The following is a 25,602-nucleotide window of genomic DNA, read 5'->3' on the forward strand; positions in this document are numbered from 1 at the left end:
ATATTGGCAAAAAAACTCCAAATTCTGGTGATTGGGCATAACGATAATGGTTGTACTGAAGAACATTCACAAATTGCATATGAAATTGGATCTGAAATTGCAAAGGCTGATTGTGTATTGTTGACTGGTGGTCTTGGAGGTGTTATGAAGGCAGCATCTCATGGCGCCCATGATGCAAATGGACTTGCAATAGGAATAATCCCTCAAGACGATCCGTCTTTTGCAAATGAGTTTTGTGATGTTGTAATTCCAAGCGGGATGGGATTGACTAGAGACTTTCTAAATGCTTTATCTGCTGATGGAATAATAATTGTTGGTGGAGGCTCTGGAACTCTTTCTGAAATTTGTGCTGCGTATATGTACAAAAAGCCAATGGTTGCAATAAGGGGTACTGGTGGGGCAGCAGAAAAATTCATTGACGGTTATGTGGATCATAGAAAAAATGTGAAAATTATTGGGGTGGATTCACCCAAAGATGCTGTTCGGAAAATTTTGGAGATAATTACTGCATAGACACTAGTAATGGATCTGGTCTGTAAAATTCACCATTTTGATCTGCCAGTTTGTTTAATTTCTCTACCACGTTTTTGATTCCTAACTCTTTTGCTGTTTCAAACATTGGTTTTTTCAAACCTAATCCCAATCTTGCAGCTTTTTCTAGTTCTTGTATATCGCTTGCTTTGTTAGATACAAGCCATGCTGCATTGTTTAGAATATTTGCAACTAGATCAATTGGGTCGCATTTTGCAGCTAATTCTTCTGATAATGGAACACGTTCATACTTGTCATCAGAATACTTGTAAAACCCTTCTCCTGCTTTTTGCCCCAGTTTTTTTTCATCAAACATTTTTTTAATTGTTGGGTGTGGGTTAATTACTTTTTTATCTCTTAAATGCATCTCTGTTGTTGCTTTATGGATGACATCCATTCCTGTAAAATCGGCTAACTCAAATATGCCCATTGGAAATCCAAGCTTGAATTTTACTGCTGAATCAATCTCTGTCATTGAATATCCATACCTGTCCATCATGTAACATGCTTCATGTACCATTGGGATGAATAATCTATTTACGATGAATCCTGGAACATCTTTTCTGCATAATACTGGTTCTTTTTTTACTGACTTGACATATTCTTGTGTTAAATCAGTGATTTCTTGTGATGTTTTCTCGCCTGGAATGACTTCTACCAGCTTCATTAATTGTGGTGGATTGAAAAAGTGAATTCCTATTACTTTTTCAGGTCTTGATGTTGTATTTGCAATTTCTGTAATTGGAAGTGTACTTGTATTTGATGCAAAGACTACTTCTGGTGCTGCTGCTTGGTCTAATTCTGCATAAACTTTTTTCTTTAAATCCATGATTTCCGGAACTACCTCGATCACTAACTGTGCATCTTTAACAGCTTCTTTCAAATCTACAACCGGTTTAATTCTTGAAAAAATTGTATTGCTTTCTTCTTCGGAAATTTTTTCTTTAGATACTAGTTTATCTAAACTCCATCTGATTTTCTCCATTGCTTTGTCTAAAAATCCTTGTTCAATGTCTCTAAGAACTACATTGTATCCTGCAGTTGCAGAAACCTGGGCGATACCATGCCCCATAACTCCTGAGCCTAAAACTGTAATGTTTTTCAAATCCATTGGTAATGAAAATTGATACATCCCTTATAATGTATTTGAAATTTTTTTGAAAATTAGCTTATCTTTATTTACTCGAATCATAATTTAGATCATGCAAGCATACATTCTTCTTAATTGTAATACTGGAACTGAATCTGAACTAATTTCAGAGTTGAAAAAAATTCCTGGAGTTGTTGAAATTAATGGGATTTGGGGAAAATACGATATATTCCTCAAAGTTGTGACGTCTAATCCTGATGGTATTGAAAAGATTGTTTCAAAAATGAGAACCATGAAAGACATCACAAGTAGCTATACGATGCCTGTGTTGTATGGACAGGGTGGAACTATAGATGAATGATTTGTAAACTTTTTTAAGAGATTTTAAAATTATTTTTGAGTATGGGTTTGTTTGGTAAGAAAAAAGAAGATAATAATCAAACAGTATGCAAAGAATGTGGGACAGATTTACATGATCCTGAGCGCTTAAAACGTCACATGAAAAAAGCACACGGCAATGTTCCTGAAAAGAAACTTGATCCAAATTCTGGCTCTGGCGGAACGTGGTAAATTGGAATTTAATGATGGTAAAAAAATGACTCTTGCATTTGGCGGAGCATTTGCAGTAGCAGCTATAGTCTTATCCACACTCGTGTTTCCTTTTTGGCATTTGATTAGAGAGGATGTCTATGAGGAAGTTGTTATTTTAAATAATGATGATGGTATTTGTTATGTTGAAACAGCAGATATTGTTCCTAAACAAATCAAAGATTGTACAAAAAAAGCAGGTGATGTTGTTACTATAAAATTCGGAAAAGATCTTGCTTGGGCAACAATAGAGCCATGACTGATTGTGTCTTTTGTAAAATAATTTCAGGAAATATTCCTGTCAAAAAAATTTCAGAATCAGAAAAATCCATTGCGTTTTTAGATGCATTTCCTTTGGCAAAAGGACATGTGCTAGTGATTCCAAAAAACCATCACGCAAAAATTCAGGATTTATCAAAAGAAGAAAACTCTGATCTATTTTCTTTAATGCATGATGTTGTGTCAAAAGTTGATGCGTTGACTGGTGCTACTTTGATTGCAGTGCATAATGGCAAAGATGCTGGACAAGAAATCCCTCATGTGCATGTTCATTTAGTCCCACGAGACTCTTCTGATTCTGCGGGAGCAATACATTCTATGTTTCATGGAACTGTGAGTCTGTCTGATTCAGAAATTGATGAAATCCGTAAAAAACTTGTATGACTTAGAATGGAAACAATCTTTCTTTAGTGTCTGTGTTTTCTACAATTATTGCTTTTGTTGGGCAAGTTTCAGCTGCATTCATTATCAAATTAACCCCTGCTCCCTTGGGGTTGATTACTGATGATTTTGGATTTGATTTTGAGTTTTTATTTATCTCAAAGACATCTGGTGCGATTATTTCACAACTACAACAACCTATGCATAATGATTTGTCTACGTCCACAAAGAGATTTGGTTGAATCTTTGGCTCTTTTGCTTTTTCATACTCTCCATGTTTTCCATCTGGTCTTACGCGTGCATTGTACTCTTCCCAAAACTTTCGCTCGTATTCTTTCCAAAAATCTGGATCACCTTCTTCAAATTCTCTTGTGAATTTACTCCAATCTTGTTGTGGTGGTTCGTTTTCAGGTGCGCCCCATTGCGGTTTTCTAAAATTGGTTTTTGATTTTGTTTCTTTGTTTGTGTATTCTTGCTTGATCTCTGAAATCTCTTCTTTGTGATTTTTCTTTAGTATGTTATATGCCTCTGTAACTTTTTTGAATTCTTTACCCTCTTTTTCATTTGTGTTCTTGTCTGGGTGATATTCTAATGCTAGTTTTCTATATGCTACTTTGATCTCCTCAAATGATGAATCTGACTTTAGATTCAATGTTCTGAGGGCTTGGTAAGTATTCACTAGTGCTAGAGATTTGTTATATTTTAAAAACAATGCTGTGTGGTTTTGAATTTTTGTCTTTTTATTCTAAAATAATCTCATCTTCTACTTTCCATGCTGGTTCTACAATGCATAAAAATTTCAATACTTCATCTCCTAAATTTTCTATCTGCTGCTCTGCTTCTGGAGGAACATATGCAGAATCATCTTTCCTTAATTCAAATGACTCTAAATTTATCTCGATCTTTGCATGACCTTCCAAAATGTAGTATATCTCTGATGACTTTAGTTTGTGCTTGAGCGTTTTTCTTCCTGATTCTAATGAAAACTGTGCTATGCTGTAGTTTATGCCATTTTGTGTGTTGTGGGGATGAAAAAATTGCTTTACCGTGGTCCCTTCACTTCCTTTTATTGGTTGAATCTCTGAATTTTTTCTAACGTGCATTTCTAGATTACATCTGTAGCTTTTGTTTTAAAATCTGATTCATACCATGTTGTTTTGTACTCAGAATTTTTCTTTGGAAATATGTTTATTGCAATGTGTGAAAACTCTTTTTTCTTATCGATTGAACCATGAGTGTGCAACATTTTTGCTGGAATGTGAACAATATCTCCTTCCAAAAGTGTAATTCTTTGAATACGTTTTATTTTGAAATTTATTTTTTTTGAACCATATTTTTTAAAAATTTCAAGACTTCCTTTACCTTTAACTCCTATCAACACTTGGTTTCCATTATGTGCATGAAGTTTTGTTCTTGACCCTTTTTCAAAATGGACATGGTATATGTCTTGATCTTCTGATTTAATTTTTTCAGATAACACTTTCATCCAAGTTTTACCTGTGAACCAATTTGGATTTACTTTTCTTTGGTCTCCTTTTCCAACAATGTTTGTTTTGTTCATTTTAGATCCTTGACAGTAATTTCTTTTTCTTTTCTTGGAATTCTTTTTCTGTGATGATCCCTTCTTTTCTCAGCTTTCCTAGTCTCTCTAATGCGTCTAAATCTTGGTCTGCCTTACTTGTTGCCTGTCTTGCAACAGAAACTCCTTCGTTGAACTTCTTCATGCCTTGAGCTTTGAGTAACTCTCCTTCCTTGATTGCTCTTTTTCTGAGTTCATCACTGGTCTTTTTTGCCTGACTGGATGCCATCTCTCCAAACTCGACTGCGTCTTCTAATGCCTCATCTGCTCTCTTGATTCCTTCCTCGATTGCTTTGTCTGCTTTTTTCAGAAATTTCTCGATGTATCCTGGTTTCTTTTTTGTTGTCTTTTTTGTTGTCTTTTTTGTTGTCTTTTTTGTAGCCATGTATTGTGATGTTTCTGAATTCTATTATTTCTTTCTTGTCTAAATTCATTTAATAGCAAGAATTACGTATGATGAATAGTTTTGGCAAATCCTGATTATGATGTGAAAACAATTGTCCTGAAAAAAAACATGGATGATGCTGATGCTGCATCTATGATTGAGCAAAAAAAGACTGATCCATTCAAATCCCTTTTGTCAAGACCAAAAAAAGAGGAGGTTCATATTCACTCTCAAAAATTATACTACGAATGTATTTTGATGGTTTCAGGAAAATACACTGCTGACTATTTCAGAAAGGCAATTCATACAATTTCTGTTGATTCAAATGTTCATGAAGTTGTTTTGGGTGATGGAACTTTTCCTGTTCGCTCAAAATCAAAATTAGAAAAAGCCTTTGTTGGAAAACGAGGTAAAAACAAAGTTGACGTGAAATTAGAAGAACATGTGTTTGTTGAAGATGAAGATGAATTGATTTTTGATCACCATGGACGTGAAATAAAATCCCCGTTTAAAATAAATTCCAAAACTGTGGAAAATTATCCCAAGCGATTATTGCAAAAAAATGAACCAAATGTAAAAAGACCTGAATTAACTTATGATGCAGCAATTGAAAAACTGAAATCTCATTTGAAAAAACCAATGGAAACTGATGTGAGGGGTTTGCAAGATGATTTTGTTTTACGTGGCATCACTGAAGTTTACGTCCCTATATTTGAGGCAAGATTGGTTGGACCAAAAAAGAAAGTTGGGATAATAAGGATAGATTCTGTTAGAAAGAAAATTTTATAAATTTTATAATTTTACTAGTGCTCTGAATCTTGTGTCGTTATGTAGGTGAGTGAACGCCTTTTCTTCCTTTGCCCATGCTCTTATGACTTTGGGGTTTTTTGATATTGCTTGCTTTAACAATTCTATTGATTCTGGATATTGACCTAGTGCAGCTTTACTCCTTGATTTTGCATAAATTATGTTTGGATTGTCTTTGTGTTTTGATAAAATTAGATCAAAAATTTCTATTGCTTTTTCATGTTTTTGAATCTCTGCCAGTTCTATTCCTTTGTGAAATAACGAATCCATATGGCTAGGAAATTTTCTACATACATTATCAAAACAGTTTAGTGCCTCTTCATGTTTTTTCATTTTTCCTAAAACAATCCCTTTGTAAAATAGTGCATTTGGTTTTTTGGGATCTGTTTCTATTGCTTTTTCTAGAAACTTTAGTGCCTCTTCATGTTCGTTCAACTTGTCAAGTAAAACCCCTTTATTGAAATATGATGCAGCATGCTTTGGATCTGCTTTGATTGCACTATCGTAGCATTTGTTTGCACCTTGCAAATTACCCATTTCTGCAAAAGCAATCCCTTTGTTGTTAAATGCCTGAGAGTCTTTTGGATTTATTTCCAATAATCTATCAAAACAAGTAACTGCATCGCTGTATTTTTTTATCTGGTTTAGCGCAAGACCCTTGTTAAACAGTACTTGGGTGTTTTTGGGGTCTTGTTTTAGAACTTTGTTGAATAATGAAATTGCTCCTTTTGGTTGTTGTTTTTCTATCAGTGACATTGCCTGATAAATCAAATCTTCTGGATTCTCTTTCTTGCCAAAAAACCCCATGATATTACAAAAATGACATTAGTAAAGAAAGTTTTCTTAGATTACTGATTCGCCTTCTTCTTTTGTTGCAATGTCTATCGCACGTAGAATTGGTTCGATGATGATCTTACCCTTGGTGCCGTTTTTCTTGACAATTTCGATAACTTTGTCTTGTTTGTCGTCTGTTGTAATGATTTGTACTACGTATTTTTGACTGAATTGAGGCTGAAAGATAGCTCTTCCTTTCCCTGAGTGTACTTCTGGTGGTGGTGTTTGCCCTCTGCCTCTAACTTTGCCTACTGTCAGCCCGCCTATTTCCAACCTTTTTAACTCCTCACTAATTGGCATTACTTCATTATTGCTTAGAATTACCGTAATTCTGATCATCTGTATTTTGGAAAATTTATTGCAATATAAGAGTAAATGTTGTTTTTTACAAAGATACTCTGTATCTTAGAGTGATTTGAATTTCTTTATTGCTTCTTTTGCCATATCTTCTTGCGATTTGGCGTCTGTGTTTGTAGGATCATCTGTTGCATATGCTTCTTTTTCTTCTTTCTTTTCTGTCATACTGTTAGGTAGTTGTTAAATTATTAAAAATTTTCAGTTGCTTCAATCATTTGTTTTATGTCTGCTTTTGAATGTGCATTTGATATTGCGCCTAGTTTTCCAGGCAGAAAGAATATTCCGTCTTGACTGATCATCTTGAAATGGTATTTGTGCAATTTGGATGTATCGCATCTGGCAACATCTGCAGAATCTCTGATACTGGTAATTCCTTCTTTTACAAAATGAGTCATGAACAAAGAACCTTTTCCTGAAACTATTACTTTGCCATCAAATATCTTTGTCAGCTCTTTTCGTGCATATTCACCTAGATTGTTAATTTTTGAGTAAATTGATTTGTCATTTTTGAGCGATGATAATGTTTCAAATCCTGAAATCATCGATACTGGGTTTGCTGAAAAGGTTCCTCCTCCAACATAACTCCTTTCTGATTTTTTCTTTCCTGTAGTGTCTGCAAACTCCATGATTTCTTTTTTTCCACACATTACCCCAATTGTCATTCCTCCACCTACGATTTTTCCCAAAGTTACAATGTCCGGTTCTAACTTCATTGTGGGATAAATACATCCATATCTGAATCTAAATCCGGTAACAATCTCGTCTAGTATGAATAATGAATTATTCTTACGACAAAATTCTTGAATCCCTTTCAAGTAGTCCGACTCTGCTGGAATACATCCTCCTCCACCTAACACTGGTTCAATTATTACTCCTGCTAAATCTTTAGAATGTTTTTGTAAAATCAATAATGATTTTTCTAAATCATTGTATGGTATTGACACAATTTGTTCCTCGTTTATTATTCCTAAACTTTCAGATTCTGAAAATGGCCAGTTTACTGACTTTAGTAAATCGGAAGTGTATCCGTGCCATCCGCCATCAATCTTTGCAATTATTTTTTTTCCAGTCACAGAACGTGCTAATCTTACTGAATACATTGTAGCTTCAGTACCTGATGTGACATAACGGATTTTTTCAGCAACTGGAACTGCCTTTGAAATTAATTCTGACAACTTTATGGTTTGTTCATTTACTGTGCCATACATCCACCCTTTCTCAATTTGTTTTGATAGTGCAGTTTTGATTTTTTTTGGAACGTGCCCTAAAATCAAACTCCAGTGACCCATCCAATAATCTGTGTATTTGTTGTTATCTACATCAACTAAATTTTTTCCCGAGGATTTTTTGACTATGAATGGATATGGTTCATAAAATCTTATATTATGAGAAACACCGTTTATGTGAAGTTTGGCAGATTTGGCAAACATTTTGGCAGAATTTCTTGTATTTTTTTTGTACTGTTTAGTGTGATCCAAAAGCAAATGGCATTACAATTCCTACCATTTTAACCATCATTTTTCATAAATCTTGTTTCTGTACATCTTAATGCCTAATTTTTTGTTGCAATTTTTTCAAAAAAACATAGAGATCAGTCATAATTTCACGCATGGTTTATATGGTTTCTACATTCTTCACCTTCTGCATACGTAACGCAATAGGCGGCGCTTGTGATGAAGTATGGTATTGCACCATTTTGTGATTCATGGGCCTCCAGTTACGCATACAAAAATGAGGATTTGATCAAGTGATCAATATCTGAAATGTGAAGATTATGTGCATCCGTCAATTCCAATAATTAGTACAAATGTACTTCAATAATCAAAAATCAGAATCCGGTTGATCCTGCCGGACCTGACTGCTATCGGATTGATACTAAGCCATGCGAGTCATTGTAGCAATACAAGGCAGACGGCTCAGTAACGCGTAGTCAACCTAACCTATGGACGGGAATAACCTCGGGAAACTGAGAATAATGCCCGATAGAACATTATGCCTGGAATGGTTTATGTTTCAAATGATTTATCGCCGTAGGATGGGACTGCGGCCTATCAGTTTGTTGGTGAGGTAATGGCCCACCAAGACTATTACAGGTACGGGCTCTGAGAGGAGTAGCCCGGAGATGGGTACTGAGACACGGACCCAGGCCCTATGGGGCGCAGCAGGCGAGAAAACTTTGCAATGTGCGAAAGCACGACAAGGTTAATCCGAGTGGTTTCTGCTAAAGGAACCTTTTGTCGGTCCTAGAAACACCGATGAATAAGGGGTGGGCAAGTTCTGGTGTCAGCCGCCGCGGTAAAACCAGCACCTCAAGTGGTCAGGATGATTATTGGGCCTAAAGCATCCGTAGCCTGCTTTGTAAGTTTTCGGTTAAATCTGTACGCTCAACGTACAGGCTGCCGGGAATACTGCAAAGCTAGGGAGTGGGAGAGGTAGACGGTACTCGGTAGGAAGGGGTAAAATCCTTTGATCTATTGATGACCACCTGTGGCGAAGGCGGTCTACCAGAACACGTCCGACGGTGAGGGATGAAAGCTGGGGGAGCAAACCGGATTAGATACCCGGGTAGTCCCAGCCGTAAACCATGCAAACTCAGTGATGCATTGGCTTGTGGCCAATGCAGTGCTGCAGGGAAGCCGTTAAGTTTGCCGCCTGGGAAGTACGTACGCAAGTATGAAACTTAAAGGAATTGGCGGGGGAGCACCACAAGGGGTGAAGCCTGCGGTTCAATTGGAGTCAACGCCAGAAATCTTACCCGGAGAGACAGCAGAATGAAGGTCAAGCTGAAGACTTTACCAGACAAGCTGAGAGGTGGTGCATGGCCGTCGCCAGCTCGTGCCGTGAGATGTCCTGTTAAGTCAGGTAACGAGCGAGATCCCTGCCTCTAGTTGCCACCATTACTCTCAGGAGTAGTGGGGCGAATTAGCGGGACCGCCACAGTTAATGTGGAGGAAGGAAGGGGCCACGGCAGGTCAGTATGCCCCGAAACTCTGGGGCCACACGCGGGCTGCAATGGTAGTGACAATGGGTCCCGAATCCGAAAGGAGGAGGTAATCCTCAAACACTACCACAGTTATGACTGAGGGCTGCAACTCGCCCTCACGAATATGGAATCCCTAGTAACTGCGTGTCATTATCGCGCGGTGAATACGTCCCTGCTCCTTGCACACACCGCCCGTCGTTTCATTGAAGTGTGCCTTTAGCGAGGTGACGTCTGATTGGCGTTATCGAACTTGAGGTACGTGACAAGGGAAAAGTCGTAACAAGGTGACCGTAGGGGAACCTGCGGTCGGATCACCTCCTTAGAAAAGGAAATGTGCCGGATGCACTAATCTTCACAAAATCATCGATGCAATGCATCACGAAAGTGATGTATGAAGGATGTAGCAGGTCTCCTCCTACCCTGGAGGGCTTGCGATGATCATCGTGCATAGTCGTGTAATATGTGGCTGAATTTGCCGGTGTAAAGACGCCAATAGGAGGATTGCTAGGCTTGAGGAGAGAAGAAGGACGTGGCAAGCTGCGATAAGCTCGGGGTAGGCGCACGCATCCTATGATCCCGAGATGTCCGAATGAGAATCTTGCACTTTTGTGCATTCCATCACACTGGTGGTGGAAGTCGAACCGTGGGAATTGAAGCATCTTAGTACCACGTGGAAAAGAAATCAATTGAGATTTCCCAAGTAGAGGCGATCGAAAAGGAAAGAGCCCAAACTGAATCCTTCGGGAGATGTGGTGTTTTGGCATGATAATATGGAATCCTGAAAAACAGCTGAAGTGTTCTGAAATGTTCTGGTATAGAGGGTGAGACCCCCGTAAGCGAAGTTGGAAGGGTCCTATTCATGTCCGAGTAGTTGTCCTTGGTAGTGGGCAATGAATATGGGTGAAAGTAGCATCCGAGGCTAAATATCTCTCAAGACCGATAGTGTACTAGTACCGTGAGGGAAAGCTGAAAAGTACCCCGGAAGGGGGGTGAAAAGTGCATGAAACCTATTGGTTACAGACGTGCATGGCATGGAAGGTGATTTTTTCAGACTGGAGGTTCTAGCAATAGAGCTAAAGGTTTGATGTTCAAGTCATCAGTGTCATGCGTTCCGTCTCGAAACACGGGCCAGGGAGCTGACTGTCATGGCAAGATTAAACCTGTAAAGGTGTAGTCGAAGGGAAACCGAGTTCTCGCAGCATTGTGAGGAGAAGCGTGTGAAAGTGCGTTGAGTCATGGCGGCCAGGCTAGAAGCCAGTCGATCTATTCCTGAGCAAGATGAAGGCGGGCGAAAGCCCGCTGGAGGTCTGAAGACGTTCTGACGTGCAAATCGTTGTTATGACTTGGGAATAGGGGTCAAAAACCAATCTAGACTGGCGCTCGCTAGTTCCAACCGAAGCGTCTCGCAGGGCGTGCTTTGTGGAGATAGTGTTTCCGGTAGAGCACTGATAGAGCGGCGCGGGGGAGAAATCCCTCACCGCTCCTTCAAACTCCGAACGGATATACATCATAGAAGCAAGGACACGGGTTCATGTGGCGTAAGGCTCATGACCGAGAGGGGTTTAACCCAGACTGAAGTTAAGGTCCCCAAATTTTTGCTAAGTGTCAAGCCAAAGAGCGTGTTCTCGCCAAGACAGCAGGGAGGTAAGCTCAGAAGCAGCTATCCTTTAAAAAGTGTGTAACAACTTACCTGCCGAGGGGGGATGCCTCAAAAACGGACGGGGCTAAAGCAAAGTACCGATACTTTAGATAACCATCAGTTGATGGTTCGTGGTAGGTTGGCGTAGTGATTGGGTCGAAGCAGGGCGGTAACGTCCTGTGGACCGGTTTCTATTGCAGATCCTGGTGGCAGTAACAGCATAGTATGGTGAGAATCCATACCACCGTAAGCGCAAGGGTTTCCAGGCAATGCGTTATCAGCCTGGAGGTAGTCGATCCTAAGGTTTACCTCAACAGAGTAAATCGAAAGGGAAACTGGTTAATATTCCAGTACCTTACATGGAGCGTTTGAGCTATATGGTTTGCTTTCGGATAGGGGTTGTACAACCGTCGTTGTATCTAACTGTTCGAGGGTTAGGGAGTGTCGTAATGACGAGAACTAATCCGAGACGGGAGTGGCTTCGCGTTAGCGGAGTTTCCTTGATTCCAAGAGACCATGAAAGACTATGTAGTTAGCAAAATGTAAGCTCGTACCCAGAACCGACACAGGTGCGCTGGCTTAGAAAGCTAAGGTGCTACGGGTATACCGTATGGCGAGGGAATTCGGCAAATTAGTCCTGTAGCTTAGGTATAAGGGATGCCTGCGATCTTCATGAGGAATGGGGACCGCAGGTTGCAATGACAAGGGGGTTTCGACTGTTTAATAAAAACACAGGCGACTGCTAGTCCGAAAGGATTTGTATAGTCGCTGAATCCTGGCCGGTGCCGGTACCTAAAACTTGGGTTCAACCGAGCTAAGGGCCGGTTAACGCCGGGAGTAACTCTGACTCTCTTAAGGTAGCCAAATGCCTTGTCGGGTAAGTTCCGACGCGCATGAATGGAACAACGAGAGCCCCACTGTCCCCGCCTACAACCCGGTGAAGCCACATAAGGTGGACGAACAGTCCATCATCTTCCATTGGGGAGAGAAGACCCCGTGGAGTTTTACTGCAGCTTGTGCTTGTGGTATAGTAAGAATTGCACAGGGTATCTGGGAGCCATGCTTAACGTTCTCCGGGATGTTAAGAAGCAACGATGTAACACCAGACTCTTTTTGCAGTATCACTCATCCAGAGAAGACTGGAGACATGTGCAGGTGGGCAGTTCGGCTGGGGCGGCACCCCTTTGAAAAGATATCAAAGGGGCCCAAAGTTGAGTTCAAACGGGGCAGAAATCCGTTGAAGAGGGCAAAGCCAAAAACTCGACTGAATGGATTTCCAAACGCACGGAATTCATAGACGAAAGTCTGGCTTAGCGATCCTTCGTGTGCCCACTATTGGGGCCCGGAGGTGACAGAAAAATTACCCCAGGGATAACAGGCTCGTCGCGGGCGAGAGCTCCTATCGACCCCGCGGTTTGGTACCTCGATGTCGGCTTTTCCTATCCTGGTCCTGCAGCAGGGGCCAAGGGTGAGGCTGCTCGCCTATTAAAAGGGAACATGAGCTGGGTTTAGACCGTCGTGAGACAGGTCGGTCTCTGCCTAATGGAAGCGCGAATAACTGAGGGGAAGTTGCTCCGAGTACGAGAGGAACAGAGCAGCGTGGCCACTGGTTTACCGGTTGTCTGACAAGGCAGGCCGGGCAGCTAAGCCGTTTAGGCTAAGTGCTGAAAGCATCTAAGCACGAATCCTATCCCGAGACAAGTTATTCTTTCGTAAGATGAAGGTCGGCAGCAGAAGACTGCGTTGATAGGAAGGTGGTGTAGATCACAAGCTTCGGCGAGTGGTGAGCCAGCCTTTACTAATAGACCAACACATCGGTTCAGCCACTTACATAGAGACTATGCGCGATGAATTCATCATTTTGAATTCACTTAGCGAATGCTATACACGACTTGTACGATGATTTTATTTTTAATCATGCCTAGCGTGAGCTAGGCCTTGAAATTCATATGATCTGATTTTATACTTAAATTATCAAAATTTCTGCATAGCATATGAAGCATGAAATCCTAGTTTTCTTTTTTGTTGTTTTGATTTCTACTGTTCCTTCGGGATTTGCACAAACTAACTCTGAAATTTTTCCAGAATGGATTAAAACAACAATAAAGTTTTGGGCTGATGGCCTTGTTAGTGATACGGAATTTAAAAATGCATTAGAATATCTTATTGAAAATCAAATCATCTCAATTGATGACAACTCCCAAGGTTTTGGAGGTATCTTGTCATACTATGGAAAAATAATTTCTGGTGTGTCTTTTGTTGGGATGGACCTTAGTGATGTTGATTTTAGAGGAGCAACCATATCTGATGTAAATTTTTCTGGAACTGATCTTTCTGGAAGGGATTTTAGCACAACTACATTACGCAATGTGGATTTTACAAATACCAATCTTAGTGATTCTAATTTGTCTAATCAGGATTTTTCAAATATGAAATTACATGGAACCATACTGAAAAACTCTGTTTTAACTGGAACCGTTTTTGATAATTCTGAAATAAAAGATGTGGATTTTACAAATGCTAATCTAGAAAATACCAGTATGGAAAATATAACTATGAAGAATTCGATTCTTACAAATGCCAATCTACAAAATACTAGTTTGTCTTCAAGTGTGATAAGCCAAACAAGATTTGATGAAACTATTTTGAAAAACGCCAATCTACAAAACAACGATATTAGTTGGTCTATGTTTGATAATGCTGATTTAACATTTGCAGATTTATCTGGTTCAAAATTAGAAAAAACAAACTTTAGACTGGTAAATTTTAATGGCGCAACAATTAATGATGTTCATTTTAATGAAGTGGTACTGGATGAGGCAAACTTGTCTAATTCTAAAATAATGAACGCTAATTTATCCCAAATGAAATTAAATTATTTGGATTTATCTGGATCTAACCTTACTGGTTCTGATGTTTCTAATTCATTTTTTGTAGGCGCAAATCTACAAAATACTGATTTTGATTATTCATATGCCTCAAATACTGACTTTACCGAGGCAGATCTAAAAAACTCTCAATGGAAAAATGCTGATTTGACGTATGCTAACCTTACTAATTCAGACCTGTCTTTTGCAACCTTGGATGATGCCAATCTAACAAACTCTACTGTAACTAATGCTGTTTTCAAAGATGTCTCGCTTTCTTTAACTTCTATTGAAGGCTTCCTCAATGATTGTGTCATAAAACCATCTGCAAACTTGATAGGCTGTGATCTGTCTGGACAAACCATATCTGAAATTCAAATGAATAATTCTGATTTGAGATTTGCAGACCTGTCTTACTCTCTTTTTGACAATGTTGATCTTTCCAACTCTAATTTTGAAAATGCAAATCTTGAGGGAGTGCAATTAATTGACACTAATTTGTCTAATTCTATTTTCAAAGACACCAATTTACAGAATTCTACACTAAACAGAGTCATGCTTTCAGACACTGCATTAAATAACATCAATTTGAAAGATAGTAGTATTTCAAATGTAAATTTAATTGATGCAGACATGAGTGGCATTGATCTAAGTTTTGCCAATCTTAATTCTGTGGACATGACTGGTTCTATTCTTACAGGTGCAGAATTTCGATATGCCGTAATTGACGATACTATCGCAAAATATGCTGACCTATCTGGGTCTAATTTGGATTTTGTACACATCACAAATTCTGATTTTTCAAAAGTTAGATTACATGGGGTTAGTTTAAATGAAATTACTTTTGATAATGTTGATTTCAAGCATGTTGACTTGACTGGGTTAAACCTAAAAAATGTAAAAATCACAAATTCAGATCTTTCTGATTCTATTCTTTCGAAAATAAAACTCGTCGATGGAAATCTTCAACATTCTGTTTTTTCAAACTCTGAAATGAAATTTGCTAATCTCTTTGGAACTGATTTTACGAATTCTGTAATGATTGGAACTGATCTTGAAGGCTCTATTTTGGCTAGTGCGATTTTGGTTCAAACTGATTTTACTGAAGCAAACTTATCATTAGCAGACTTGTCTGATTCTAAAATTCAATATTCTGTATTCAAAGATGTAAATGACGATGGTTGCGAAGGCTGCCCTTAGTTTTTGTGAATCTTTTTTAAATATGTCCTTGAAAATTACATACAAGCGTTTGTATTATATTTCTTGAATAGTCATTATTGACAGTGTCTGAAAAAGAAAAAAAACTAGAAAAGCGTCTTTTGGAAGTAGAGCAGCAACTAGTTAAACAAAATGAAGTCCTCCGCTCTGAAATAGAACAAAAAAGTGCAGAATTAGTAAAATCTGAAAGACTTGCGACTATTGGTACCATGGCAAGTAGAGTTGCACATGATTTGAAAAATCCTCTAACAATTATACAAACTTATTCTGATATGTTGACTCCTGAAATACTTTCTAAATTAGATTCTAAAGGAAAAGAAAAATGGCTTCGATTACAAAATGCTGTTTTGGATATGAATAGATTAATTGAAGATGTGTTGGATTTTGCAAGAACTTCGGAAATCAAAAAATCTCAATCTTCTTTTTTGCATATTGTTAAATTGGCACTGAACAATGTTGCTCGTTCTTATGGAATTACAATCAATTTGCCAGAAAATGACGTAATGGTAAATTGTGACTCAAGAAAAATCGAAAGTGTAATGTCTAACCTTTTGAATAATGCAATCCATTCAATTAATGGACATGGAGAAATTGACATAACCGTCTCTTCTGATTCTGAACATGTAACAATCCATGTAAAAGATTCTGGTCCTGGAATTCCTGAAGAGAATTTAGAGAAAATTTTTGAACCTATGTTTACTACAAAAAGCACTGGAACCGGATTAGGACTAGTCATTTGTAAAAGCATCATTGAGCAACATGGAGGTTCTATTTCTGTATCAAACAAACCTACTACATTTACAATAAAACTGCCTAAACATGATTGAGATTTTGCTTGGATTATTCTTCTAATTCTATGTCATTTTGAAGTTCTTTAGGAAGACCAATCCACCACTCTTTCTGATTTTCAGACATTTCTGAAAACAATGATCTATAGTTGCTAATAGATCTGCTTGTCAATTCTGAAAAAATCCTACATAACAAAATATGACAAAATTTTATGTTGACCTTTGGTTAGTGATTTTTCTATTTAAGGTAATTTATTCTTCAAATCTGTATTATTGGTATGAAAGCAAAATTTGCAACTTTGTGTGTTTCATGCGGGGATGAGATTCAACCTGGTAAGGAAATCGCAAAAAACAAAGAAGAAAAATGGGTTCATAAACATTGTGCTGATGATTCTGATGGGTTACCCTAGAAATTAATAGGCTTAATTTCACATCTAATTGGAAATATTTTTGGTTACTATCAATCCTCTCGATGTTTTTCTTTGGACGCTTCGACGAAATGAAAAAGATGTTGTAAATCTGTACAACACTTTGTCTCCCGTAATGCAACTTGCAACTGGTGGTGACATGCTGAATTTTGGATTGTGGTCATCCAAACATAATGTTCCATTATTGGCTCAAAATAACCTCTGTGACTATTTTGGAGAATTGGCTGAATTAGAAAATGCAAAAAATATTTTAGATGTTGGAAGTGGTTTGTCTGCCCCTGCAAGGTTTTGGGCAAAAAAATACCCTGCCTTGAAGATATCCTGCATCAACATTAATTTCAAACAACTCGCATTTGATAATGCTGCACAAAATATTGAACTCTTAAACTGCTCTTCTACAGAATTACCTATTGCTGGTAATTCTGTAGATAGAGTTATTGCATTAGAATCAGCTCAACATTTTAAACCTCTTGAACAATTTTTTTCTGAATCAAAACGTGTTTTGAAAAATAATGGATTTTTTGTTTTAGCAATGCCCATAACTCTAAAAAATTCAACATTGGAAAATCTTGGAATTTTAAAATTCACTTGGTCATCTGAACATTACAGATTAGATTACGTAAAAAATTTAATTCAATCAAGTGGTTTCACAATTATGGATGAACATCTTATTGGAAGAGATGTATATGTCCCTCTTGCTAATTATTATGTTTCAAATAGAAATCACCTTCAAAAATATATCTTAAAAAAATATCCAAAATATGTTGAATCTATTCTCCACAAATCTATTTTAAAGATGAAGATTGCTTCTGAAAAACAAATTATTGATTATGTTTTGTTAAAATGTAAATTGTGATTATACTCTTAGAATGTTTCTTGAAATGAGATTTTCTAATGCTTTTATGTATTCTTCTTCTGAAATATGCCCTTCTGAAAACCACATGGTTGTTGTTTTCCACCATTTTGGTATGGACATGTTCTGATACTGTATGCTCGATATTTCTCCAAACATGTTCGTATTTCGTAATTCTATCTTTCTCCATGTTGTAATGAGATTTTCTTCAATTTGCTTTGAAGATAAAAGCAATCCTGTTTGCTTGTCAATTAAAACTGTAATATTATTTTCATTGTTATGTGCAATTATCGCTGGTCTTAATTTGTTATTAAAATTGTAGACTGTTTCTCCTATTGTTTTTAAATTATCTTCAACATGCTCATCTTGATTGATTGGTACTGAAAAAATGAATTTCTTGTAGTCGTTTTCTACATTAAACATGTTGTTTGTTTTTTCTAAGATGAATTCCTTTGATTCTTTACCGTCTCTGGATATGGTTTCCAAATTCACAACTATTTCTTTATTTGAAATTGTTTTTATTGTGTACTTTTTTGAAATTGAATTATCGTAATAATCTGTATATTGGTATTTTGCAAAATCTGATTCTTTGACACAGATATTGTTGACGCATTTTTGAATTCTTTTATCGATAATTGGAGGATCTAATACATTTGCATTAAGCATTGATCTAATGTCATATGCATATCTAGAATCTGTATTTTTTCCATCTGCCCACATTTTGATATCTACTTTTACCCAATATGGCATACTTTCATATTTTCTAATATGTCTCTCTTTGATGTGACTTGCATCTCCTAGATATTTTTCAATTTCATTGATTAGTACCAAATCCCTTGCCTTGTGTGTACTATTCCATGCTATGTGTTCATACAAAATTGCACATGCTCTAAGATTTGGATAATTGGGATGTTGCTGAACTAAGTTGTCAATTCCCAAATAACTATATTCATCATAAAAAAATTCACAAAATCTTAGTATGCCTTCTGCTGTTTTCACTTCAAATTGTGGATAATGCCCATATGAATCTGGCACACCTATTATTCCAAATATTAACACGAAAATAGAACCAACTACGAACTTGTTCATTAGCCTCTTTTGTTCATTTTTCTTTATTAATCCCATGTATGATTTTGATTAATTCTGGTACCATTCTGGCAAAACTGGGTAATCTGATTCTTTTGTTAAAATTGCTAGGTTTTTATTTTTGGTATTGCATTTTCCTTTAATGTCTGGAAATAATGACACTAAATTCAAATTATATGATGAAAAATGTGACCAGTTATTAGATGAGCCTGAAATTAGATTTGCAGGAATAATTGACAAAGATGGTAAACTTGTATCTGGCGGTTTTAAGAAAGGTCTAACTCCTTATGAAGGAGATGAAACACGTTTACAGTCGTTCTTAGAATTTGTATCCAAAGCATCTATAAGAAAAGAATACGACGAAAGTCTTGGACCTATTAACTATCTTGCAGCACGTCGTGATAAGGCAGTTTTAGTCAGTTTTCCGTTTCCAATAACTCAGATTCTATTGTTGATTTCTGCCGAACCTACTGCAAACATTGAAAATCTTGCAAAAAAAGTTGTTGAAATATTTACAGATGTAAATTAATCATAAATGTTTAAATCCTGAGTGTATAGATTTGCTTATGAAAAAACTCTTCTTTTATTTCTTCATAATTGTTTTTTCATTTGGACTATTTTCTGTATATGCCTCTGTCCAAAATTTCTCTATAAATAAAACGGTTTTTCATGAGGGTGATTCAATTGTGATTTCAGGACAGGTTGATTATGACCCTTCTATTCCTTTTGTTATACTTCAAGTAATAACTCCTGATGGGAGTGGATTAGCTCACATTGATAATATCATGCCAAAAACTGATGGTACTTTTTCTAAATCTATCCTTGCGGGTGGGCCTACATGGTATGAATATGGTGCTTATACCATAAAGATTTCTTATGGGGGAAATCTTGAAAAAACAATTGTTTATGAAAAATTAGATTCTTCTGAAAACCCTGCTGTCAAAGAACCTGTCAAAGAACCTGTCAAAGAACCTGTCAAAGAACCCCCCTCGGTTGATATTCCTGGTGCTTTGGATTTATCCCCTGTTGATTCAAACAATTATGTTGAAAACCCAAAAATGAGGTTATTGGGATACCCTTCATTCGATAATTCTCCTCGGTATTACATTGACAGATATTATAATGAGCCTGAATACCAATCTTGGTTTGATACTCAATTCCCAAATTATTCTATTGATGAAGTTGTAGGATATCCAAAAACTCACATTGACAATTTTCCTTCATTCGATAATTCTCCTCGGTATTACATTGACAGATATTATAATGAGCCTGAATACCAATCTTGGTTTGATACTCAATTCCCTGATGATACCATTTATGATGTTCTGGGTTTCTCAACTTTTATCCCTGAGTGGATTAAAACATATGCGAAAAATTGGGCAAATGGAGTCACCTCTGATCGTGAATTTATGTCTGGTCTTGATTTTATGTTGGAAAATAAAATTATTGTAATTCAAAACTTTGAATATTCTCAAGACAATTCAATAGATGATGTCCCAACTTGGTTTAGGAACACTGCACATTGGTGGTCTAATGATTTGATTTCTCAACAAGAATTTGTAAATTCTATTAAATACCTTATTCAGAAAGAAATCATTCTAATTGAATAATCAGAATGGTTTTAATTCGTTATTGTGTGATTTAATTTGTGAAAGCAACATTTGGAGCTGGATGTTTCTGGCATGTTGAAGATCTGTTTAGAAAAACAAGAGGAGTAAAATCTACTAAAGTGGGGTATACTGGAGGAATGCTTGCAAACCCTACGTATGAAGAAGTCTGCACAGATGAAACAGGCCATGCAGAAGCTGTTGAAGTAGAATACGACCCAGATGAAATTTCTTATGATGAATTACTGCGTGTATTTTGGGAAAACCATGATCCTACCTCTTTGAATAGGCAAGGACCTGATGTTGGAAGACAATACCGCTCTGCAATCTTTTTTCATAACGATGAACAAAAAGAAATGGCAAAAAAATCAAAAGAAAAACTTGAAACATCAGGTAAATTTCAAAAACCTATTGTTACTGAAATACAACCTGCGCCTGAATTTTTCAAGGCAGAAGATTACCACCAAAAGTATTTTCAAAAACACGGGTTATCGTGATTATTTTACTAACATTACTGGTATCTTTGATGTGTGAATGACATAGTTTGACACACTCCCGAGGAATAATTCTTTGATTGCCCCTCTTCCTCTAGATCCCATGACGATCAAGTCGAATTTTTGTTTTTTGTCATGGGCTAATTTGATAATGTTGTAACCTACATCTCCTCTCATTATTTTCTCTTTGAACATAATTCCGTTTTGGGATGCAAGATTTTTTGCATCATCCATTATTTTTTTAACTTCTTTGTTAAAAGCCTCTTCTACGGCACCTATGCTTTTGAATTCTGAATGAGGCGGTACGTTAATTGAATATACTCCTGTGAGTTTTGCCTTGCATTGCTGTGCCATTGATATTGCCATTTCTAGGCTCCTTTTGGAGTTTTTTGATCCATCAAGAGGTACTAGAATTTTTGAGATCTTATTTTTTATCACAAATTGAATTCAAATTTCACACTAAAAAACATAGGTGCTGTTAATTGATATGACACGGGAACAATCATAAAAAACAATGATCGACATATTTAGGCAATACTTATCTATCCTGAAAAGTCGACGCTAAAATGGTGGAAGAAAATTTTATCAAAGTGGATGGAAACAAGATTCGTTATCTGGAATCTGGAAATTCTAAAGAAACTCTTGTTTTGATACATGGACTTGGCGCATCCGCTGAAAGATGGGATCAAGTAATTCCTATGTTTTCCAAGAATTATCGTGTTATTGTTCCTGATCTGATAGGTTTTGGATATAGCGATAAACCTCTTGTAGATTATACTCCTGAATTCTTTTCAGATTTTCTTGGAAAATTTTTTGATACAATAGGGATTGAAATGGCTTCACTTATTGGCTCATCATTAGGTGGACAAATAACTGCAGAATATGCATCTGCTCATCCTGAACACTTAGAAAAATTGATTCTTGTTTCTCCAGCAGGTGTAATGAAACAATCTACTCCTGCGCTTGATGCTTACATTATGGCTGCACTTTATCCAAATGAACAAAGTGCAAAAAATGCCTTTGAGATGATGGAAGGATCTGGTGAAGAAGTTGATCAAAAAATAGTCACTGGATTTTTAGAAAGGATGCAATTGCCAAATGCAAAACTCGCCTTCATGTCTACTATTCTTGGATTAAAAAACGCTGAAGTAATCACAAAAAAACTCACATCTATTGAAATTCCTACATTGATCATTTGGGGTTCAGATGATCCTGTAATTCCAATCACTAATGCTGATGAATTTGTTTCATCCATCAAAGATTGCAGATTTTATAGGATGGATAGATGTGGGCATACGCCTTATGTGCAGGATCCTGTACACTTTTCTTCTATTGTGTTGGATTTTTTAGCAAATAATAGAGTTTAAATACCTATTATTTCCTACTATTACCTATGAGTGGTAATCAAAACCAATATGATCCAACAACTATGTTTAAAGATTGGATTCAAAAAAGTGGTCGTGCACAAGCTGAATTTATGAAAAATTTTGGCTCATTAATGAGTAATCAAAATAATCAAACATTCAATCCTTTAGAAACTCTCAAGGTTGTTTCTGAAAACACCAAAAATGCTCAAACCCAAATGATGGAAAATATGTCTTCTCTCCAAAACAAGAGTGTAGATACTATGTTCAATATTGGACAAATGCTTCCATCCTTCATGAATTGGGGTGCCTACAAGACCACTGTCGGTAGTAATGGCAGAATTTCCATTCCAGAGGCAGAACGTAATGCCCTTGGACTTGGTGAAGGTGACTTGGTACAAGTCATTGTTCTTCCAATAGCAAAAAAATCAAAAGCTAGGGAGGTGAAAAATTGAGTAAGAACGAACAGACACAATCAAATCCAAAAGATCTATTTTCTGTATATCAGCAAAACGTAGATAAATTCTTCAATGGTATTAGACAATCAGTACCACAGTATCATCAAGCAATTACAAATGTACAGCAGGAATTCCTACAAGCTTATGAAAACATTGCAGATTCAACCATCACATTACAAAAAGAATATGCAAAGAAAGCAGGTATGACAACAAACATTCCAGAAACTACACTAAAAGTAATTCAGGATACTACAGAAGAAATCGTAAAGGCTTCATCAATTCAGAACCAAGTAACACTTGCAACTATTGATGCAACACAACAAAACATCAAGACCTTTAACGACAACGCAAAATCATTTGCTGATCTAAACAGAAACATTCTACAGTCTTGGATTTCAGCATTCACCACAAAGAACAACTAGTGGCGAATCCAAATTTTATTTTTTTTCTTTTTTTATGATCTTTCAGCTAACCACTGACCAAGCTCAGGCAACACTTTTTTCTGTGATATTGAACTAGCAATCATTCCTACATGTCCTGTTGGATATATTCTCAAAGTTTTGTCTTGACTGGCAACTGCATAATGTAACGGCATACTGCATTCTGGTGATACAAGGTGATCTCCTACTGCAACTTGAGTAAATATTGGCATGTCTATTTTTTTCAAATCTATGTGGTTTCCTCCAACATACATTTTATTTTGAATTAGCAAGTTTTCTTGGTAGATGTCTTTTATCCATTGTTTGAATAACTCTCCAGGTATGGGGGGAGTGTCACCTAACCATCGTTCTACTCTGAGGAAACTATCTACGAATCTTTGGTTGTCTATGTTCTTGAAGAAATTCACGTATTTTTCAATTCCTTGCTCAAATGGCTTTAGTACTGAAAAACAATAATACATGAATTCCGGAGGCATGTTTCCAATAATGCTGACCATTTTTTCAACATCAATATGTTTGGCCAAATTACTGATCACCGTAGTATCACGCCATCCGTCGATAACTGGGGCCGTTGCAATAAAATTTTTCACGCTTTCTGGATGCAGTGATGTGTATGCGGTGGCAATTGTTGCACCTGTACAATATCCTTGCAGTGATACTTTTTCAGATGATGTTTCATCCTTTACGAATTCCACACAACTATCAAGATATCCATTTACATAATCATCAAAATCTAGATACTTGTCCATGTTAGTTGGAGTACCCCAATCCAACATGTATACGTCAAATCCCTGCTGAAGTAGATTTCTGACCCAACTTTTTTCTGGATGGATGTCTAAAATATGGTACCTGTTAATCAATGCATATGAGATTATCAAAGGTGTTTTATGCTGTTTTTCTGTTAGCGGTTTGTAATGTAACAAGCGTGCTTTGTCAATCTGATGTGCTACATCATGTGGTGTTACTTCCAAATTAATTTCATCAGGTGCTGCAACCAATCTTGGTGCCTCAACAACATTTTTTGAAAATTTGAGAATTTCTTCCATTATCTTTGGATCTAATCTTGATTCTGATTTCATTTTTTATTTTCCCTTTTCTTTAACTCGATTTCTAATTTTGTGACTCTTTTTTTCAAAGCATGTAGTTCTTTGTATGCTTCATCAATCTCTTCTTTACTTGGTAAGTTTGCTGACTGTAACACCACATTTGAAATGTTTGTCCAATGTTTTGTTAACTGTAATTCTTTTGATATCAACTTTCCATAATTATCTCCAAATTTTTCTGAATCAAATAATTCTGTAAAATCATTATCAAAAATATCAATCCAAATTCTTTTGAATGCCTCGATTTGTTCTACGTCTTGAGGTACTTCTGGTACTTTTTGATTGACTTTCTTTTGGGCAATATTCCATGTGTCTGCAAGTTGCTTGTAGTATTCAGTGAGGAATTTGTTAAATTCTAAAAGACTTTCGTTAATTTCAATTAACTCTGTCGCAATTTTTTTTGAATTTGCTGCAAATGCTCTCATTGGACCTATTGACGTTAAAGCCTGTGGCTTACTGCTCATCAGGTGAATTAAATCTGTCCAAAATAATGACAAGTGCTTATAATACTCTGTCATCTCTTTAGGTGATTGTGTCTTCACAAACTAGTAAATACACAGATCGCAATAAATAGTTCGCTTGTTAATTTAGACAAATGGCAAATTCTGATAAACTTGAAAAAATCTGCCAAAAAATAACAAAATTAGATACAAAAATGAGATCTGCCCGAATAATCAACAATAGAGGGCATCTTGTTGCAGGTGGTATGAAAAAGGGACTTCATTCACTTGAAGCACAAAAACAAGACGAAATGATGTTTATGGAATTGGCCTTAAGGGTGAGAATGAGACATGAATTTGATAAAGAATTTGGCGAAGTTCATTTTTCAATGTCTTATCGTGACAAAGTAATAGTCATGAGCTTTCCGTTAACAAATGATGATGTTTGTCTTGTTTCTGCAGAAAAAGACCTTGACTTTGGTAAGATTCCGTTTAAAGTTTTAAAGATAATTGCCCCTCTTAAGAAAAATATTAGGACTTTTTAGATGTGATAAGAACTTAATTCTAGTTGTTTGTTTGTATTTTATGGATTCTCAAAATGTCAGTTGGCGTGAGGTTGAAAAATTAGTAAAAATTCTTTCTAAAAAAATAATCGACTTGAATAGAGATTTTACTAGCATCTCAACAATTAGTCGGGGTGGTTTGGTTCCTGCTAGATTGTTGGCAGATCACTTGGGAATTGAAACTATATTTGTTGACAAAAATAAAATTCCATACGATTCAATTTTTGTTGATGATATTTATGATTCTGGAAAGACATTCAAAAAGATAATTCCAAAAATTGAAGATCCTTCAAAACTTGTTTTTGTTACTTTATTTGCAAGACGTGGAAAACGATACCCAAACCAACTCCTCTTTGCAAAAAAAACAATTGGCACTGAATACATTGTTTATCCTTGGGATAAATTAGAGTTTAAGCGACTAAAGAAAGTTGGGCTGTAGA

Annotated in this window: 30 protein-coding genes and 2 rRNA genes; 20 read left to right on the forward strand and 12 right to left on the reverse strand. The window is 36.6% G+C overall.

What is annotated here, in order from left to right; genetic code table 11:
• Nucleotides 1–3: 3 nt before the first annotated feature.
• Nucleotides 4–513: a TIGR00725 family protein gene (locus NsoK4_RS02700; RefSeq protein WP_211687870.1), complete on the forward strand. Its 510-nt coding sequence runs from the start codon at nt 4–6 to the stop codon at nt 511–513.
• On the opposite strand, the gene NsoK4_RS02705 is transcribed toward NsoK4_RS02700, so the two are convergent.
• On the reverse strand, nt 503–1,642 hold the full coding sequence (locus NsoK4_RS02705; RefSeq protein ID WP_211688844.1) for a 3-hydroxyacyl-CoA dehydrogenase: 1,140 nt from the start codon (nt 1,640–1,642) through the stop codon (nt 503–505). The two genes, NsoK4_RS02700 and NsoK4_RS02705, sit on opposite strands and share 11 nt — an antisense overlap.
• Nucleotides 1,643–1,733: 91 nt before the next feature.
• Between NsoK4_RS02705 and NsoK4_RS02710 the strand changes: the two genes are divergently transcribed.
• From NsoK4_RS02710 to NsoK4_RS02725, 4 genes are read left to right on the forward strand one after another with little or no spacing between them, the layout of a single operon-like run.
• Complete coding sequence (locus NsoK4_RS02710) at nt 1,734–1,982, forward strand: Lrp/AsnC ligand binding domain-containing protein (protein ID WP_211687872.1); 249 nt, start codon at nt 1,734–1,736, stop codon at nt 1,980–1,982.
• 41 nt (nt 1,983–2,023) lie between these two features.
• Nucleotides 2,024–2,191, forward strand: a complete 168-nt coding sequence (locus NsoK4_RS02715) for a hypothetical protein (protein WP_211687874.1) — start codon at nt 2,024–2,026, stop codon at nt 2,189–2,191.
• Between the two features lie 25 nt (nt 2,192–2,216).
• The gene (locus NsoK4_RS02720; RefSeq protein ID WP_371816039.1) at nt 2,217–2,468 is read left to right on the forward strand and encodes a hypothetical protein; all 252 of its coding nucleotides are present in this window, start codon (nt 2,217–2,219) and stop codon (nt 2,466–2,468) included.
• Nucleotides 2,465–2,872 carry an HIT family protein gene (locus NsoK4_RS02725; protein WP_211688846.1) on the forward strand — a complete coding sequence of 136 codons (408 nt, stop codon included), beginning with the start codon at nt 2,465–2,467 and terminating at the stop codon, nt 2,870–2,872. The genes NsoK4_RS02720 and NsoK4_RS02725 overlap by 4 nt, the downstream gene beginning before the upstream one ends.
• A gap of 1 nt (nt 2,873) precedes the next feature.
• Here the strand turns inward: NsoK4_RS02725 and NsoK4_RS02730 are convergent, their stop codons facing one another.
• From NsoK4_RS02730 to NsoK4_RS02745, 4 genes are all read right to left on the reverse strand, one after another.
• Nucleotides 2,874–3,548 (reverse strand): DnaJ domain-containing protein, encoded by a 675-nt coding sequence (locus NsoK4_RS02730; RefSeq protein WP_211687878.1) that lies wholly within the window; start codon nt 3,546–3,548, stop codon nt 2,874–2,876.
• Nucleotides 3,549–3,609: 61 nt separating this feature from the next.
• Nucleotides 3,610–3,972: a cupin domain-containing protein gene (locus NsoK4_RS02735; RefSeq protein WP_211687881.1), complete on the reverse strand. Its 363-nt coding sequence runs from the start codon at nt 3,970–3,972 to the stop codon at nt 3,610–3,612.
• Nucleotides 3,973–3,974: 2 nt separating this feature from the next.
• On the reverse strand, nt 3,975–4,430 hold the full coding sequence (locus tag NsoK4_RS02740) for a cupin domain-containing protein (RefSeq protein WP_211687883.1): 456 nt from the start codon (nt 4,428–4,430) through the stop codon (nt 3,975–3,977).
• 1 nt (nt 4,431) lies between these two features.
• Nucleotides 4,432–4,833: an SHOCT domain-containing protein gene (locus NsoK4_RS02745; RefSeq protein WP_211687885.1), complete on the reverse strand. Its 402-nt coding sequence runs from the start codon at nt 4,831–4,833 to the stop codon at nt 4,432–4,434.
• A gap of 81 nt (nt 4,834–4,914) precedes the next feature.
• Here NsoK4_RS02745 and NsoK4_RS02750 point away from each other — a divergent pair, with 81 nt between their 5' ends.
• On the forward strand, nt 4,915–5,622 hold the full coding sequence (locus NsoK4_RS02750) for a hypothetical protein (RefSeq protein ID WP_249111122.1): 708 nt from the start codon (nt 4,915–4,917) through the stop codon (nt 5,620–5,622).
• Between the two features lie 3 nt (nt 5,623–5,625).
• Here NsoK4_RS02750 and NsoK4_RS02755 read toward each other — a convergent pair whose 3' ends face one another.
• From NsoK4_RS02755 to NsoK4_RS02765, 3 genes are all read right to left on the reverse strand, one after another.
• Nucleotides 5,626–6,447, reverse strand: a complete 822-nt coding sequence (locus NsoK4_RS02755; RefSeq protein ID WP_211687887.1) for a tetratricopeptide repeat protein — start codon at nt 6,445–6,447, stop codon at nt 5,626–5,628.
• A 36-nt stretch (nt 6,448–6,483) separates the two neighbouring features.
• Nucleotides 6,484–6,813, reverse strand: coding sequence for a P-II family nitrogen regulator (locus tag NsoK4_RS02760; RefSeq protein ID WP_211687889.1), 330 nt, complete (start codon nt 6,811–6,813; stop codon nt 6,484–6,486).
• A 206-nt stretch (nt 6,814–7,019) separates the two neighbouring features.
• Nucleotides 7,020–8,315: an aspartate aminotransferase family protein gene (locus NsoK4_RS02765; RefSeq protein ID WP_249111123.1), complete on the reverse strand. Its 1,296-nt coding sequence runs from the start codon at nt 8,313–8,315 to the stop codon at nt 7,020–7,022.
• 348 nt (nt 8,316–8,663) lie between these two features.
• Here NsoK4_RS02765 and NsoK4_RS02770 point away from each other — a divergent pair.
• The 6 genes from NsoK4_RS02770 to NsoK4_RS02790 all read left to right on the forward strand — a co-directional run bounded on the left by NsoK4_RS02770 (nt 8,664) and on the right by NsoK4_RS02790 (nt 17,610).
• Nucleotides 8,664–10,134 (forward strand): 16S ribosomal RNA (locus NsoK4_RS02770).
• Nucleotides 10,135–10,285: 151 nt separating this feature from the next.
• Nucleotides 10,286–13,275, forward strand: a 23S ribosomal RNA gene (locus NsoK4_RS02775).
• Together the 16S and 23S rRNA genes form the textbook arrangement of a ribosomal RNA operon.
• 172 nt (nt 13,276–13,447) lie before the next feature.
• Nucleotides 13,448–15,520: a pentapeptide repeat-containing protein gene (locus NsoK4_RS02780; protein WP_211687891.1), complete on the forward strand. Its 2,073-nt coding sequence runs from the start codon at nt 13,448–13,450 to the stop codon at nt 15,518–15,520.
• 83 nt (nt 15,521–15,603) lie between these two features.
• Nucleotides 15,604–16,365 carry a sensor histidine kinase gene (locus NsoK4_RS02785; protein ID WP_249111124.1) on the forward strand — a complete coding sequence of 254 codons (762 nt, stop codon included), beginning with the start codon at nt 15,604–15,606 and terminating at the stop codon, nt 16,363–16,365.
• Between the two features lie 239 nt (nt 16,366–16,604).
• A complete protein-coding gene (locus NsoK4_RS10095) occupies nt 16,605–16,736 on the forward strand; it encodes a hypothetical protein (RefSeq protein WP_256438682.1) in 132 nt (43 codons plus the stop codon).
• Between the two features lie 40 nt (nt 16,737–16,776).
• The gene (locus NsoK4_RS02790; RefSeq protein ID WP_211687893.1) at nt 16,777–17,610 is read left to right on the forward strand and encodes a class I SAM-dependent methyltransferase; all 834 of its coding nucleotides are present in this window, start codon (nt 16,777–16,779) and stop codon (nt 17,608–17,610) included.
• Here NsoK4_RS02790 and NsoK4_RS02795 read toward each other — a convergent pair whose 3' ends face one another.
• The gene (locus NsoK4_RS02795; protein ID WP_211687896.1) at nt 17,611–18,696 is read right to left on the reverse strand and encodes a hypothetical protein; all 1,086 of its coding nucleotides are present in this window, start codon (nt 18,694–18,696) and stop codon (nt 17,611–17,613) included.
• 139 nt (nt 18,697–18,835) lie between these two features.
• Between NsoK4_RS02795 and NsoK4_RS02800 the strand changes: the two genes are divergently transcribed.
• From NsoK4_RS02800 to msrA, 3 genes are all read left to right on the forward strand, one after another.
• Nucleotides 18,836–19,222 carry a DUF6659 family protein gene (locus NsoK4_RS02800; protein WP_211687898.1) on the forward strand — a complete coding sequence of 129 codons (387 nt, stop codon included), beginning with the start codon at nt 18,836–18,838 and terminating at the stop codon, nt 19,220–19,222.
• A gap of 157 nt (nt 19,223–19,379) precedes the next feature.
• Nucleotides 19,380–20,303 carry a hypothetical protein gene (locus NsoK4_RS02805; RefSeq protein WP_249111125.1) on the forward strand — a complete coding sequence of 308 codons (924 nt, stop codon included), beginning with the start codon at nt 19,380–19,382 and terminating at the stop codon, nt 20,301–20,303.
• 38 nt (nt 20,304–20,341) lie between these two features.
• Nucleotides 20,342–20,797 (forward strand): peptide-methionine (S)-S-oxide reductase MsrA, encoded by a 456-nt coding sequence (msrA, locus tag NsoK4_RS02810; RefSeq protein WP_211687902.1) that lies wholly within the window; start codon nt 20,342–20,344, stop codon nt 20,795–20,797.
• On the opposite strand, the gene NsoK4_RS02815 is transcribed toward msrA, so the two are convergent.
• Entirely contained in the window at nt 20,798–21,232 is a 435-nt protein-coding gene (locus NsoK4_RS02815; RefSeq protein WP_211687904.1) for a universal stress protein, read from the reverse strand.
• 128 nt (nt 21,233–21,360) lie between these two features.
• Between NsoK4_RS02815 and NsoK4_RS02820 the strand changes: the two genes are divergently transcribed.
• The 3 genes from NsoK4_RS02820 to NsoK4_RS02830 are packed head-to-tail and all read left to right on the forward strand — an operon-like array spanning nt 21,361 to nt 23,038.
• Nucleotides 21,361–22,161: an alpha/beta fold hydrolase gene (locus NsoK4_RS02820; protein WP_211687906.1), complete on the forward strand. Its 801-nt coding sequence runs from the start codon at nt 21,361–21,363 to the stop codon at nt 22,159–22,161.
• 26 nt (nt 22,162–22,187) lie between these two features.
• On the forward strand, nt 22,188–22,613 hold the full coding sequence (locus tag NsoK4_RS02825; protein ID WP_211687909.1) for an AbrB/MazE/SpoVT family DNA-binding domain-containing protein: 426 nt from the start codon (nt 22,188–22,190) through the stop codon (nt 22,611–22,613).
• Complete coding sequence (locus tag NsoK4_RS02830; RefSeq protein WP_211687911.1) at nt 22,610–23,038, forward strand: hypothetical protein; 429 nt, start codon at nt 22,610–22,612, stop codon at nt 23,036–23,038. Before NsoK4_RS02825 ends, NsoK4_RS02830 begins: the two co-directional genes overlap by 4 nt.
• A gap of 32 nt (nt 23,039–23,070) precedes the next feature.
• On the opposite strand, the gene phaC is transcribed toward NsoK4_RS02830, so the two are convergent.
• Together phaC and NsoK4_RS02840 are read right to left on the reverse strand one after the other, a co-directional pair.
• Nucleotides 23,071–24,135, reverse strand: coding sequence for a class III poly(R)-hydroxyalkanoic acid synthase subunit PhaC (phaC, locus tag NsoK4_RS02835; RefSeq protein ID WP_211687913.1), 1,065 nt, complete (start codon nt 24,133–24,135; stop codon nt 23,071–23,073).
• Nucleotides 24,132–24,623, reverse strand: coding sequence for a poly(R)-hydroxyalkanoic acid synthase subunit PhaE (locus NsoK4_RS02840; protein ID WP_371816013.1), 492 nt, complete (start codon nt 24,621–24,623; stop codon nt 24,132–24,134). The genes phaC and NsoK4_RS02840 overlap by 4 nt, the downstream gene beginning before the upstream one ends.
• Before the next feature lie 131 nt (nt 24,624–24,754).
• Here NsoK4_RS02840 and NsoK4_RS02845 point away from each other — a divergent pair, with 131 nt between their 5' ends.
• Both NsoK4_RS02845 and NsoK4_RS02850 read left to right on the forward strand, forming a co-directional pair.
• A complete protein-coding gene (locus tag NsoK4_RS02845; protein WP_211687917.1) occupies nt 24,755–25,144 on the forward strand; it encodes a DUF6659 family protein in 390 nt (129 codons plus the stop codon).
• A 40-nt stretch (nt 25,145–25,184) separates the two neighbouring features.
• A complete protein-coding gene (locus tag NsoK4_RS02850; RefSeq protein WP_211687920.1) occupies nt 25,185–25,601 on the forward strand; it encodes a phosphoribosyltransferase in 417 nt (138 codons plus the stop codon).
• Nucleotide 25,602 lies beyond the last annotated feature (1 nt).

The sequence above is a fragment of the Nitrosopumilus sp. K4 genome, assembly GCF_018128925.1.
Taxonomy (GTDB): Archaea; Thermoproteota; Nitrososphaeria; order Nitrososphaerales; family Nitrosopumilaceae; genus HKST03.